The organism is Jannaschia halovivens, assembly GCF_046452375.1.
GTDB lineage: Bacteria > Pseudomonadota > Alphaproteobacteria > Rhodobacterales > Rhodobacteraceae > Jannaschia > Jannaschia halovivens.
The window spans coordinates 448761-461768 of sequence record NZ_JBKFDJ010000002.1 but is presented as its reverse complement, the minus strand read 5'-3'; the positions used below and the strand labels follow the sequence as shown (position 1 = coordinate 461768).

The window sequence follows — 13008 nt, the reverse complement described above, 5'->3', positions numbered from 1 at the left end:
GCTCAGACGCCGAAGGGCACCCAGACGGTCTGGATCTCGGTCGCCGCCGCAAGGAACGGGGCGGCCTCGCTCGCCCGCCAGTCCCGCCCGCGCCCGTCATTCACCCAGGTCCGCTTCAGATCGGCCGCGGATTCGCGCTCGATGACGTCCGAGATGTCCGCCTCCGAAAAACTCCAGACCGCATCCACGCCCAGGTGGCCCGCCATCTGCGGCGCAAGCTCCGCGTGGTCGCCGGTTAGGATGTTGACGACCCCACCCGGCACGTCCGACGTGTCCAGCACCTGGTAGAGATCCGTGGCACTGAGCGGGGCGGTCTCGGGGGCCACCAGCACGAGCCGGTTGCCGGTCGCCAGCGCCGCTCCGATCACCTGCGCCATCGCGGTCAAGGGATGCGCCTCGGACGCGAACGCCCCGATCACGCCGACCGGTCGGTTCAGCGCCAGCGCCAGCCCGCCCATCGGCACGCCGAGCGTTCGACCATCGTGCTTGTCCGCCCAGGCCGCCCAACGGAACAGATGCCGCGCCGCATCTCCGGCCGCGTCCGTCGCACCCTGCGCCGCGAGCCGCGCGTCGAATTCTGCGCCCCGCGCGGCGAGGTTCTCGGCCAGATAATACAGGATCTGTGCGCGCATATGCCCGGTCGTGCGCGACCAGGACGCGGCCCCCCGCGCCGCCTCGACCGCGTTCCGCAGGTCCTTGCGGTTGGCGACGCCGACCTCGCCCACGATGCCCTTCGGCCCCGCAACGCTGCGGGAATAGCCACCATCGGGTCGCGCCTGCTTGCCGCCGATATACATCTTCGCGGTCCGGTCAATGCCGCCCGGCCCGTCGCCCTTGGCCGCGTGCCGCTTCACCGGCTTCAATGTCGCACCCGAGGCGGGACGCAGATAGGACGCCAATCCGGCCACGCCGCCCTCGCGCCCGAACCCGCTTTCCTTCATGCCGCCGAACGGGGCGGCGGCGTCCATCATGTTGGTGCCGTTCACCCAGACGATGCCCGCGTCGATCCGCGGCGCGGTGTCCAGTGCCACGTCGATATCCTGCGACCAGACGCTCGCCGCGAGGCCGTAGGTCGTGTCGTTGGCCAGCATCACGGCTTCGGACGGCGTGCGGAAGGTGGTCATCGCGATCACCGGGCCGAACACCTCCTCCTGCATCACCGGATCGGCGGAATGGACATCCGTCACCAGCACCGGCGGCAGGAAGCAGCCCTCGGGCGCCGTGCCGCGATGGATCGTGCCCCCGGTTCGCGCCAGCATGGCCTCGATGCGCGCCTTCTGTTCGGTATGGACCAGGGCGCCCATGTCGACCGCCTTGTCGAGCGGGTCGCCCACGCGCACCTTCGCCATCCGCGCCAGGAGCTTCCGCTCGAACGCCTCGGCCACGCCCTCCTGCACCAGGAGCCGCGAGCCCGCGCAGCAGACCTGCCCGCCGTTGAACCAGATCGCGTCGACGACGCCCTCGACCGCGCCGTCGATATCGGCATCCTCGAACACCACGTAGGGCGACTTGCCCCCCAGCTCGAGCGTCAGGCCCATGGCGCGTCCGGCGGTCTCGCGGCGCAGGTTGCGCCCGACCTCGGTCGAGCCGGTGAAGGCCAGCTTGTCGATCTCGGCGGCGACCAGCGCGGCCCCCGTCGCGCCGTCGCCGGTCACGATATTGACCACGCCCGGCGGCACGCCCGCCATCTCGCAGACGTCAGCGAACAGGAGGGCCGTCAGCGGCGTCCACTCGGCGGGCTTCAGGACCACCGCGTTCCCCATCGCCAGCGCGGGCGCGATCTTCCAGGCCAGCATCAGCAGCGGGAAGTTCCACGGCACGATCTGGCCGCAGACGCCCCAGGGCTCCGCGCCCGGATGGGTCTCGCCCCGCAGCGCCGCGTGGCCCGCATGGTGGTAGAAATGCCGCGCGGCCAGGGCCACGTCGATGTCGCGGCTCTCCCGGATCGGCTTGCCGCTGTCGAGGGTCTCCAGGACCGCGAAAAGGCGCGCATGCTTCTGGAGGCCGCGGGCGATCGCGTAGAGCACCTCCGCCCGCGCGTGATCGGGCGTCGCGGCCCATCCCGCCTGCGCCTTGCGCGCGGACTTCACCGCCGCGGCCACGTCCGCCGCGCTGCCCTGCGTCACCTGCGCCAGCTCGGCTCCATCGGCGGGGTTCAGCGTGGCGAAGGTCTCGCCCGGCTTGGTGCGCTTGCCGCCGATGTAATGGCCGAACGCGCGCCCGTGCTCGTCCAGCCAGGCATCCGCCTCGCCGCGTCCCTCGGGGGCGGGGCCCCAATCCATGCTTTCGAAAATCTCAGCCACGCGGGTCATCTCTGTCCTGTCTTCCTCTGGCCATAAGTACCTCGGGGGTCCGGGGGCTGGCCCCCGGCCTCACCCCACGGCGTGCCGGTGCCCGACCGAGTAGCGGCCGGTCACATGATGCTCCAGCTGGCGCTCGATATCGGCCAGCAGCGACGATGCGCCGAAGCGGAAGAGATCGGGCCGCAGCCAGCGGTCCCCCAACTCCTCCTTCAGAAGCGCCAGGTAGGTGATCGCGTCCTTCGCCTTCGACACGCCGCCCGCGGGCTTGTAGCCGACCTTGAAGCCGCTCATCGTTTCGTAGTCGCGGATCGCGCGCATCATGATCAGGCTGACCGGCAGCGTCGCATTCACCGACTCCTTGCCCGTCGACGTCTTGATGAAATCCGACCCGGCGGCCATGCAGACCATCGAGGCCTTCATCACGTTCTTCAGCGTGCCGAGCTCGCCCGTCGCGAGGATCGCCTTCATATGGGCGTCGCCGCAGGCCTCGCGCATGGCGCGGGTCTCGTCGTAGAGCGCCTGCCAGTTTCCCGTCAGCACGTGCCGCCGCGAGATCACGATGTCGATCTCGGACGCGCCGGCCTCGACGCTCGCCTCGATCTCCGCCAGTCGGAAGCGCAGGGGCGACAGCCCGGCCGGAAAGCCCGTGCTGACCGCTGCGACGGGTATTCGACCGTCTAGCGCGGCGACGGCGGCGGGCACCATCTCGTGGTAGACGCAGACCGCGCCCACGGTCAGGTCGGGCAGGCCGATCGCGTCCAGCAGGTCGGCGCGCACCGGGCGCAGCGCCTTGGCACAGAGCCGCCGGACCCGGCCTTCGGTGTCGTCCCCCGCCAGCGTCGTCAGGTCGATCATGCTGATCGCGCGCGCCAGCCACGCGGCCTGCCAGTCCTTCTTGACCGACCGGCGGCCGGGCAGGGTCGCCGCACGCCGCAGCGTCGCGGGCGTGTTGACGCGGACGCCATCCACCACCGAGCGGTCGAAGGGCAGTCCGGCGTTGCGGGGAAGGTCGTGCGTCACGGGCGGGCCTGGGGTCTGGTGGCGGATCGAGCGCCGGCGGACGGGGCCGCGGGGCCCGTTCAAGCGCCTCAAAACCGTTGCATGCGGTCGACCCGGGTGCAACCATGACGCCAAGGTGCCTGGGGGCACCGATCGATCAGGAGCGATCCTTTTGACAGACGCGACCCCCGGCGCGCATCCCCCCGGATCCATCGGCTGGCTGAAGGCCGCGACCCATGCGCTGACGGGCCGGACGGTCCTGCGCATCAGCGCGCCGGGCGGCCCAGCTCGGGCCTCGATGCGGGTCGAGCTGGACGACGGCACGACAGTGATCGCGACCCGTCGCGCCAGTGCCGCGCGCGCGTCGGCTGAACATGCCGTGCTCGGCGCCCTCCATGCCGAAGGCGCGCCGGTCCCCGAACCGCTGGGCGTCGCCGATGGGCTCCTGCTGCAGGGCGATGCCGGGTCCGCGCGGCTTTCGGTCGAGATGACCGAGGCCGATCCGAAGCGGCGCGTGGCGTTGGCGGCGGGGGCGCTGGCGGCGCTCGACGGGTGCCGGGCCGCGATGATGCGCAACCCCGAGCTTGTCGCGCGACTGCCCGGCCTCGGTGTGGAACCGGCCTGGGCCGAGGAGTTCGTCTCGCGCCCCGTGTTCCTGTCGGGTGATCTCGGCATCGCGCAGCCGGTTATGGATTTCGAGGCCGTCGCCGCAGCGCTCGCGGCCCCGCCCGCCCGCTTCGTGCGCTGGAACGCGCCGCTTGCGAAGGCTGCCGTGCAGTCCGACGGCAGGGTGATCTGGTACGACTGGTCGCTGACGGGTCGCCGTGCCGGGGTCGAGGACTTGGCATGGGCGATCTCCGACCCTGCATGGGACCTGAACCGGGCGACGACGGATGGGTTGATCGAGGGCCCCTGCAATGGCGCGCCCGAGGCGATGGCGCTGGTCCGGCGGATGGCGACGCTCCTGGCTGCGAACCGCCTCGCCCGCATGACGGGGGTGCTACGCGCGGAGGGTTGGGCGGATGCGGCCACCGCGCTCCGGCATGGGCGAGACGCGCCGGTGGCCGAGACGTTGCCCGGCTGGACCGCGCGCATGGCCGAACTTTGTGCCGAGGACGCGCATCTGGGTGGCTTCGCGCCTTGGTTCGCGACCGTGCCGGACGCCATGACGCGGTTGGGCCAAATGGGTCAGCGCCGCGATGCGGTGGGCGCGGCCTAGCGCGGTCAGTCGCGCTCGCGCAGCGTCCCGGCGAGCCTGTCGAAGATCGACCCCGAGGCGGCGACGACATGCCCGTCCTCCAGAAGCGTCTGGTCGCTGCGGATCGGCTCGGCCATGCCACCCGCCTCACGCACGATCAGGATGCCCGCCGCCAGGTCCCACGGCTTCAGTCCGCGCTCCCAGTAGCCGTCGTAGCGGCCGGCGGCGACATAGGCGAGGTCGAGCGACGCGGCCCCCCAGCGGCGCACGCCCGCACAGGCCGGCAGCAGGCGCCCAAGATCCTTGAGCGTCGCCGGCAGGTAGCGGTTGGACGCGAACGGGAGCCCCGTCGCGAAGACGCAATCGGCCATCGTGCTGCGCCCCGACACCCGCAGGCGCACCTTGCCGTCGAGCCAGGCGCCCGCGCCCTTCTCGGCCCAGAAGAGCTCGTCCTTCGCGGGGTCGTAGACGACTGCGGTCACCACCTCGCCTTTGTGCTCCAGCGCGATCGACACCGCCCAATGGGGCATCCCGTGCAGGAAGTTGGTCGTCCCGTCGAGCGGGTCCACGATCCAGCGCCGCGTCGGATCCTTGCCCTCGACGGGATCGCTCTCCTCGGCCAGCCAGCCGTAATTCGGCCGGGCCTCGGTCAGGTCCTCGCGGATGATCTCTTCGGCGGCGCGGTCGGCGCGGGTGACGAAGTCGCCCGGGCCCTTGCGGCTGACCTGCAGGTTCTCGACCTCTCGGAAGTCCTTCACGAGGCTGCGACCCGCCTTGCGGGCGGCCTTGATCATCACGTTGAGATTGGCGCTGCCCTGCATGTCGGCCCCCGGAGTTCGGTCAGGCGCGCCGTGTAGCGTCTGGCGCGCGGCGGGGCCAGCCCCGTTTCCGCGACCGTTAACGTCGCGTTCACATCTCGTCCCCTAGGCTCAACCGCAAGTGGAATCGCGGCGGGAGCGGACATGCGGAGGAGATCGGCGTTGGTATGGGACCGGCTGCGCGCGCTTCTGCCCGGACAGGGCGACGACGACGCAATCCCCGTCTACCGCGAGGTGGAGGCCCCGGCCTCGGGCGGCTTCTCGGAGGCGGCCCATCGCGGCGCGATGGAGCTGGATGCGCGACTGCCGCCGCCCGGCACGCCGACCCGCCCCGCCTGTACGCCGAAGCCTAAGCCTGGCGGCCGTCTGCATCCCAGCCAGGCGGCGGGCGGCGGCATGGTCACCGGGCCGGACGGGTGCGCACGGCCGCATTACCACGGGCATCGCGCGCGCCTGCGCGACCGCTTCCTGTCGGGCGGCCACGCGGCCATGCCGGAATACGAACTGCTCGAGCTGCTCCTCTTCAACGCGATCCCCCGGATCGACGTCAAACCCCTCGCCAAGCGCCTCCTGGCGGAGTTCGGCGATCTCAACGGCGTCGTCGCGGCGTCCGAGCGGCGCCTCCTCGGGGTCGAGGGCGCGACCGACCGGGTCTATCTGCAACTCCGCATCGCCGAGGCCTTCGCGCAGCGGATGGGGCAGGCGCGCGTCCTCGACCGCTGCATCATGTCGTCCTGGTCCGATGTCGTCGCCTATTGCCGGACGACGATGGCGCATCGCGACACCGAGCAGTTCCGCGTGCTGTTCCTCGACCGCAAGAACGTCGTCATCGCCGACGAGGCGCAGGGTGAGGGCACCGTCGATCACGTCCCCGTCTACCCGCGCGAAATCGCGCGCCGTGCGCTGGAATTGAACGCCTCGGCGCTGCTGCTGATCCACAACCACCCCTCCGGCGATCCCACCCCGTCCGACGCGGATATCGAGATGACTGCCCGGATCGAGATCGCCTGCCGCGCGCTGGATATCGTCATCCACGACCACATGATCGTCGGAAAGGACCGCGAGGTATCGTTCCGCGCGCTGGGGTTGATGGAGGACCCGGCGGCCACCTGAGCCATCGGGACGCGCCGTTGCGCGCGACCCGCGCCCGCAGCTCTCAGGTCAGTGCATCGGTCCGCTGCAATTTCACCGGCTCCGTCCGCATCAGGCGCAGCACATGGGCCATATACGGCTTGGCGGCATCGTCGGAACGCACCGCTGCGAACAGCCGCCGCGTGACGCCGGAGGCGGTCAGCGGGCGGGTGACGTAGTCGGAGTTGTAGCGGACCTCGCGCACGACCCAGTCCGGCAGCACCGACACGCCCCGGTTCGACGCCACCAAGAGCAGGATCACCGCCGTCAGTTCCACCTGCCGGATCGCCGCCGGTTCCACCCCGGCAGGCGTCAGAAGCTGGCTGAATACGTCCAGCCGTGGCCGATCCACCGGGTAGGTGATGAGCGTCTCGCCCGTGAAATCCGCCGCCTCGACGAAGGGCTTCGCCGCCAGAGGGTGCGCGGAGGAGGCGAGGAACACCGGCTCGTAGTCGAAGAGGGGCGCGAACTCGACGCCGGGTAGCGCCTCGGGGTCCGACGACACCACGAGGTCCACCTCTTCCTTCTGGAGCGCGGGCAGGGCCTGGAACTGGAGACCGGGTCGGATGTCCACATCCACCTCGGGCCAGGCGCGGCGGAACTGCTCGAGCACCGGGAAGAGCCATTCGAAACAGGCGTGGCACTCGATCGCGATGTGCAGCCGCCCGGTGCGGCCAGACTTCAGCCCGGCGAAATCCTGTTCCACCGCCTCGATCTGCGGCAGCACCTGCTCGGCGAGCCGCAGGAGGCGCTGGCCCGCCGGCGACAGCGTCATCGGCTTCGAGCGGCGCACGAACAGCTCCACCCCGATCTGGCCCTCGAGGTTCTTCACCTGGTGGCTCAGCGCGCTCTGGGTGATGTTCAGCCGATCCGCCGCGCGCGCGAGGCCACCACATTCCGCAATCGCCTTGATCGTGCGCAGGTGCCGGAACTCCAGATGCAGCTTCATCGCGTGCGCCTCATGTCGAACTTGAAGATTATGAGCCTGTCTCACGAAACCGGATCGCGGCACAAGGGTTGGACCCCGAAGGAATCACGTCATGCCCACGCCCACCGTCTCGTTCGAATTCTTTCCGCCGAAGTCGTTGCAGGGCAGCTTCCGGCTCTGGGACTGCGCCCGGACGCTTGCGCCGCTGGCCCCCGAATGGGTCAGCGTGACCTACGGCGCGGGCGGCACGACGCGCGAGTTGACGCGCGAGGCCGTGGGCGCGCTCGGCGCGGAGTTCGACCTGCGCGTCGCGGGCCACCTGACCTGCGTCGATGCCAGCCGCGCCGAGACGATGGAGACCGCGCGCGGCTTCCGGAAGGCGGGCGTGTCGGACATCGTGGCGCTGCGCGGCGATCCCCCCGCGGGGTCCGACGGCTTCGTGCCCCACCCGGACGGCTTTTCCAACTCGGTCGAGCTGATCGAAGCGCTGGCCGCGGACGGCTTCACCATCCGCGTCGGCGCCTATCCCGACCGCCACCCCGAGGCGACGTCGGACGCGGCCGACGTCGAATGGCTCAAGCGCAAGATCGACGCAGGCGCCTCCGAGGCGATCACCCAGTTCTTCTTCGATCCCGAGACCTTCCTTCGCTTCCGCGACCGCTGCGTGGCGGCGGGCATCGACGCCCCCATCGTGCCGGGCCTCCTGCCGGTCGAAAACTGGTCGAAGACGCGTGCTTTCGCCGCCCGGTGCGGTGCGTCGATCCCCGACGATCTGGCCGCTGCCTTCGACGTGGCCGAACGCGACGACCGCGCCGAGCTCTTCGCCGTGGCGCAGGCCGCGGAACTGGCCGACGCGCTGGTCACCGAAGGCTGCGATCACCTGCATTTCTACACGCTGAACCGGCCCGACCTGACGCGCGATGTCTGCACCGCGCTGGGCCGGACGTCCCGCGCCGCCCTCAGCCGGGTGGCCTGACGCGCGGCACGCGGCTAGGGTCCGCCGACGACCCCAGCCGCAGCGGAGCCACCCGATGTTCGCCGACCGCCCCGAGGATCTCGCCTCCCGCGAGACCGTCCTGTCGATGTCCGGCCTCGAATTCATGCGCGCGATCCGCGACGGCACTTTGCCGCAGCCGCCGATCGGCCGGACGCTGAACTACCGCGTGACCGAGGTCGAACCGGGGCGCGTCGTCTTCACCGGTGCGCCGACCTTCGAGCATACCAACCCGCTCGGGACCGTGCATGGCGGCTGGTACGGAACGCTGCTCGACAGCTGCATGGCCTGTGCCGTCCAGACGACGGTGCCGCGCGGGCGCATCTACACGACGCTCGAATACAAGGTGAACGTGACGCGCAACCTGCCCATCGGGACCGAGATCGTGGCAGAGGGCGTCGTCAGCCACGCGGGCCGCAGCACGGGCGTGGCCGAGGGCACGATCCGGGGCGTCGCCGACGGCAAGCTCTACGCGACCGGCTCGACCACCTGCATCATCATGGACGGCGCATGAGTGATATCGCCGACAGGATCGCCGCCAGCTTCGCGCGGCAGGGCCTGATGCGGACGCTGGGCGCGCGGCTGGTGCATGTCGCAGCAGGCGAGGTCCGGATCGAGGCCGCGGTGCGCCCCGAGACCGCGCAACAGCACGGGGCCGGCCACGCGGGCCTGACTTTCGCGATCGCGGATTCGGCGGCGGGCTATGCCGCGCTGACGACCCTCGATCCCGGGTTGGAGGTCGTCACCTCCGAGTTCCGCATTTCCCTTCTGGCCCCAGCGACGGGGCGGCTGGTAGCGACCGGGCGGGTCGTGCGGAGCGGATGCCGCATCATCGCCGTCGCGGCGGACGTGCATGGCGACGACGGCGCGCATGTAGCCACGGCGCTCGGAACCATGGTGCCGGTCAAGGTCAGCTGAGACGCCGTGAGGCCCGGGTCAGCCCCCGTCGCGCACCGCGTCGATCATGTCCAGCATCTGCGCCGCCTCGACGAGGCCCGGCGCCGTCTGGTCGCCAATGACGAAGCTCGGCGTGCCCGAGAACCCGAGGCTCTGGGCCAGCCGCATCGATTGGTCGATATGCGCCTGTACGGCCTCGCCCTCCATGTCCGACCGCAGCCGGTCGGTGTCGAGCTCGAGCTCGGCGGCGATGCGCATCACGCTGTCCTCGTCCAGACGGCCCGGGGCGCTCATCAGCGCCTCGTGCATCCGGTCGTAGGCATCTTGCTCGCGGGCGGCGAGGGCGGCGCGGGCCGCGAAGATCGACGCTGCGCCAAGGATCGGCCATTCCCGCATCACCACGCGCACATCCTCGTCGAGCGCCAGCACCTGCTTCACCTCGTCGCCCGCGCGGCGGCAATAGGGGCAGTTGTAGTCGAAGAATTCCACGACGGTGACGTCGCCATCGGGATTGCCGAGAATCGGCGCGTTCGGATCGGCCTCGAGCGCGCCGCGCCCATCGTCCAGCGCCGCCTGGGCGGCGGCAGCGGCAGCCTCGGCCTCCTCGGCCTGGATCAGGCCGACGGCCTCCATCACGATCTCCGGATTCTCGCGGATGGCCTCGAGCACGAGGGCCTTGATCTCGTCATCGCTGCGCTCGGCAGCGGCAGGCAGGACCGTCAGGAGCGCAAGGGCGGTGGCCGTCATCGTAAGGGTCAGGGGGCGCATGGCGGGATCTCCGGGTGCAGGTCGGGCGCGAGGGTGCCGCGCGCGCCCGCCGGACACAAGGGGCGCGGGCCGGTGCGGATCGGTCACGATCCCGTCACCACGCCGCTTCCGATCTGTCGCAAGCCCCGCTGCGCGGCCTATCTGGCAGGATGATCCGCCGCGTCGCCCTCCTCCTTGCCGCCCTGTCGGCGCTCGCCCTGCCGCTGCGGGCCGCCGAGTCGGTGCCCGCGCTGGGCAACCAGCTGACGGCGACGTTGCTGACCGCGACGGACGGGGTGACGGGCGAGACCATCTCGGCCGGGCTGCGGGTCGATCTGGCGCCCGGCTGGAAGACCTATTGGCGCAGCCCCGGCGAGGTCGGCCTGCCGCCGGAGCTCGACTGGTCCGGTTCGGTGAATGTCGCGGACGCGGCGCTGGCCTATCCCGCCCCGACCCGGTTCGAGGCGTTCGACATCCAGAATTTCGGCTACGAGGGCGCGGTGACCTTCCCGCTGACCATCCGCGTGGGAGACGCCACGGCGCCCGCGCGGCTGGACGTCGCGGCGAACCTCCTCGTCTGTGCCGAGATCTGCATTCCCGAGACCGTGACCCTGACGCTCGACCTGCCGGTCGGGGGCGGGATGGACGAAGGCGCCGCCGCCCGGATCGCAGAGGCCGTGGCCCGTGTGCCCGGCGGCGAGGAGACGGGGATATCGGTGAGGAATGCGCATCTCGATGCGACGGCGCTTACGATCATGGCGCGCGCCGAGACCCCCTTCGCGGTGCCCGACCTCTTCCCCGAGCGCGGCCCGCAAGCCAGCTTCGGCGCGCCCGACATTCGCCTTTCGGACGGTGGCCGGACGCTCTGGGCCCGGCTGCCCGTCCTGTCCGCGGGCGAGGGGCCGTTATCCGTGACGCTGACCGACGGCGCGCGGGCCGCGACTCTGGACGCGCCGCTGGCCGCCGCGGCGCCGCCGCCGCCGACTGGGGCGGCAAGCCTCTGGTGGATGATCTTGATCGCCGCGCTGGGCGGGCTGATCCTGAACGCCATGCCCTGCGTTCTTCCAGTCCTGTCGATCAAGCTGGCCTCGGCGCTTCAGGCGCAGGACCGCGCACCCGCGCGCATCCGCGCCGGGTTCCTTGCGGCGGCAGCGGGTGTGCTCGCCTTCTTCCTCGCGCTGGCCGCGGCGGTGATCGCGCTTCGCGCGGGCGGGGTCGCGGTCGGCTGGGGCATCCAGTTCCAGCAGCCCGCCTTCCTTGCGCTGATGATCGGGCTGATGGCGGTCTTCGCGGCCAACATGTTCGGCTGGTTCGAGATCGGTCTAGGGCAGGGCGCGCAGACGAGGATGGCCAAGGCGGGTGGCCCCGGCCTCGGCGGCGATTTCGCCACCGGCGCCTTCGCCGCTATCATGGCGACGCCCTGTTCCGCGCCCTTCATCGGCACGGCGGTGACCTACGCACTGACCCACGGCCCGGTCGAGATCGTGGCCCTGTTCGCCGCCATGGGGGTCGGCCTCGCGGCCCCCTATCTCCTCGTCGCGGCGCGACCCGGACTCGTGCGCCGCCTGCCGCGGCCCGGCCGCTGGATGGGCACGGTCCGCGCGGTGCTGGGCGGTCTGCTTCTGCTGACCGCGCTTTGGCTTCTCTCGGTGCTCTGGGCGTCGGCGGGCATGCGCGTGGCGCTGGCCACCGGGCTTGTCGCAGTATTGCTGCTCGGAGCGCTGGCGCTGCGACTCCGGCCGACCCTAGTCGCTGCGACCGGTGTCACGGCGCTGGTGGCGACCGCCCTCCTCCTGCCGCCAGCCCCCGCGAGCTCTGTCGCCGACGGCCCGTGGCACCCCTTCGACCGCGCCGGGATCGCGCCCGCGGTCGCCGCAGGCGAGGTCGTCTTCGTCGACGTGACCGCCGATTGGTGCCTGACCTGCAAGGCCAACAAGCGCCTCGTCCTCGACAGCGCGGAGGTGACCGAAACCTTGTCGAGCACGGTGCGGATGCGTGCCGACTGGACGCGGCCCGACCCGGCGATCGCCGCCTACCTGCGCGAACACGACCGCTTCGGTATCCCGTTCAACGCGGTCTACGGCCCCGGCGCGCCGGGCGGCATCGCCCTGCCGGAATTGCTGACCGAAGCGGCGGTGCTCGACGCCATCGCCGCCGCGCGGAACTGAGACCGGATCAGGCTTTTCCCGGAAAAGCCTGCACAAACTCTTCAGGAAGAGTTTGGCGCCGCAAGCCAGCCATCGACCAGCGCGGTCACCTCGCCCGACACCCTTTGCGCGCGCGGGTAGAGCGGCGCGTCACGGTCGTCGCGGATCGGCGCGTCCCAGCCATCGGTCGTCGCGAAAAACTGCGCCACCCCCGCCGGGCCGAACTCGGCCAGGTATCCCTGCACGACGACGTCGAGATAGGACCGCAGGATCGGATGCGTGTCCGTCGCCGGGCCATGGAGGCCGTCGGGGATGTGATAGATCGCCGGGCCCTCGGGCAGCGATGCGCGCAGATAGGCCGCCTCGCGGTCGTCGAGCGCCAGCCAGTCGCCCGCCGGAACCGCCGCCGTCAGCCCGTCGATCCGCGTGCCGGGATCCGGCACGGCGGTCAGGAATGCGACGGGCCGCAGGGGCGTGTGCCGCCACGCGCGCCGCCAGCCGCCCACGGTCAGCGGAGCCGCATCTGGATAGGCATGGGCCAGCCGGTTCACGAGGCTGCCATAGCCGAAGAAGCGGGGCGGTGCGGTCTCCATGTGGCCCGTGATGCCGGGCGCCGGGCGCGCACGCCACCCCTTGCAACGCGGCGGCGAAGTTTCCTATAGGAAACGCATCACGACTCGGGAGACGCTGCCCCATGCGGGCAGGGCCGAAGGAGCAACCGCCCCGGTAAACTCTCAGGCGCAAGGGACCGGTCGTGACGAAGACTCTGGAGAGAGGCCCGAACGGGTCCGCCGAAGGGATAGCGATCTCAGGCGCACGGGACAGAGGGGGCGAGGAAACCGCATC

General features: G+C 71.1%; 12 protein-coding genes and 2 riboswitches. Of the genes, 6 read left to right on the top strand and 6 right to left on the bottom strand.

What is annotated here, in order from left to right:
• Positions 1–2: 2 nt before the first annotated feature.
• Together ACK8OR_RS15725 and deoC are read right to left on the bottom strand one after the other, a co-directional pair.
• Positions 3–2312: an aldehyde dehydrogenase family protein gene (locus ACK8OR_RS15725; RefSeq protein ID WP_410190344.1), complete on the bottom strand. Its 2310-nt coding sequence runs from the start codon at positions 2310–2312 to the stop codon at positions 3–5.
• A 60-nt stretch (positions 2313–2372) separates the two neighbouring features.
• A complete protein-coding gene (gene deoC / locus ACK8OR_RS15720; protein ID WP_410190343.1) occupies positions 2373–3323 on the bottom strand; it encodes a deoxyribose-phosphate aldolase in 951 nt (316 codons plus the stop codon).
• Between the two features lie 151 nt (positions 3324–3474).
• Here deoC and ACK8OR_RS15715 point away from each other — a divergent pair, with 151 nt between their 5' ends.
• Positions 3475–4521 (top strand): hypothetical protein, encoded by a 1047-nt coding sequence (locus tag ACK8OR_RS15715; RefSeq protein ID WP_410190342.1) that lies wholly within the window; start codon positions 3475–3477, stop codon positions 4519–4521.
• 5 nt (positions 4522–4526) lie between these two features.
• On the opposite strand, the gene ACK8OR_RS15710 is transcribed toward ACK8OR_RS15715, so the two are convergent.
• The gene (locus ACK8OR_RS15710; protein ID WP_410190341.1) at positions 4527–5321 is read right to left on the bottom strand and encodes an inositol monophosphatase family protein; all 795 of its coding nucleotides are present in this window, start codon (positions 5319–5321) and stop codon (positions 4527–4529) included.
• Positions 5322–5714: 393 nt separating this feature from the next.
• On the opposite strand from ACK8OR_RS15710, the gene radC reads away from it, so the two are divergent.
• Positions 5715–6431 carry a RadC family protein gene (gene radC, locus ACK8OR_RS15705; protein WP_410190697.1) on the top strand — a complete coding sequence of 239 codons (717 nt, stop codon included), beginning with the start codon at positions 5715–5717 and terminating at the stop codon, positions 6429–6431.
• Between the two features lie 43 nt (positions 6432–6474).
• Here the strand turns inward: radC and ACK8OR_RS15700 are convergent, their stop codons facing one another.
• Positions 6475–7392, bottom strand: coding sequence for a LysR family transcriptional regulator (locus ACK8OR_RS15700; RefSeq protein WP_410190696.1), 918 nt, complete (start codon positions 7390–7392; stop codon positions 6475–6477).
• 97 nt (positions 7393–7489) lie between these two features.
• Here ACK8OR_RS15700 and ACK8OR_RS15695 point away from each other — a divergent pair, with 97 nt between their 5' ends.
• Genes ACK8OR_RS15695 through ACK8OR_RS15685 form a run of 3 tightly spaced genes read left to right on the top strand, consistent with a single transcriptional unit; the run spans position 7490 to position 9289 of the window.
• Positions 7490–8353 (top strand): methylenetetrahydrofolate reductase, encoded by an 864-nt coding sequence (locus tag ACK8OR_RS15695; RefSeq protein ID WP_410190340.1) that lies wholly within the window; start codon positions 7490–7492, stop codon positions 8351–8353.
• Positions 8354–8408: 55 nt separating this feature from the next.
• Positions 8409–8885 (top strand): PaaI family thioesterase, encoded by a 477-nt coding sequence (locus ACK8OR_RS15690; protein ID WP_410190339.1) that lies wholly within the window; start codon positions 8409–8411, stop codon positions 8883–8885.
• Positions 8882–9289: a PaaI family thioesterase gene (locus tag ACK8OR_RS15685; protein WP_410190338.1), complete on the top strand. Its 408-nt coding sequence runs from the start codon at positions 8882–8884 to the stop codon at positions 9287–9289. Before ACK8OR_RS15690 ends, ACK8OR_RS15685 begins: the two co-directional genes overlap by 4 nt.
• An 18-nt stretch (positions 9290–9307) precedes the next feature.
• Here ACK8OR_RS15685 and ACK8OR_RS15680 read toward each other — a convergent pair whose 3' ends face one another.
• A complete protein-coding gene (locus ACK8OR_RS15680; RefSeq protein ID WP_410190337.1) occupies positions 9308–10036 on the bottom strand; it encodes a DsbA family protein in 729 nt (242 codons plus the stop codon).
• Between the two features lie 149 nt (positions 10037–10185).
• Here ACK8OR_RS15680 and ACK8OR_RS15675 point away from each other — a divergent pair, with 149 nt between their 5' ends.
• The gene (locus ACK8OR_RS15675; protein ID WP_410190336.1) at positions 10186–12183 is read left to right on the top strand and encodes a protein-disulfide reductase DsbD family protein; all 1998 of its coding nucleotides are present in this window, start codon (positions 10186–10188) and stop codon (positions 12181–12183) included.
• Between the two features lie 41 nt (positions 12184–12224).
• Here the strand turns inward: ACK8OR_RS15675 and ACK8OR_RS15670 are convergent, their stop codons facing one another.
• Complete coding sequence (locus ACK8OR_RS15670; RefSeq protein WP_410190335.1) at positions 12225–12755, bottom strand: gamma-glutamylcyclotransferase family protein; 531 nt, start codon at positions 12753–12755, stop codon at positions 12225–12227.
• Positions 12756–12829: 74 nt separating this feature from the next.
• Positions 12830–12923: riboswitch (glycine riboswitch) on the top strand.
• A gap of 3 nt (positions 12924–12926) precedes the next feature.
• Positions 12927–12989: riboswitch (glycine riboswitch) on the top strand.
• The last annotated feature ends 19 nt before the right edge of the window (positions 12990–13008 follow it).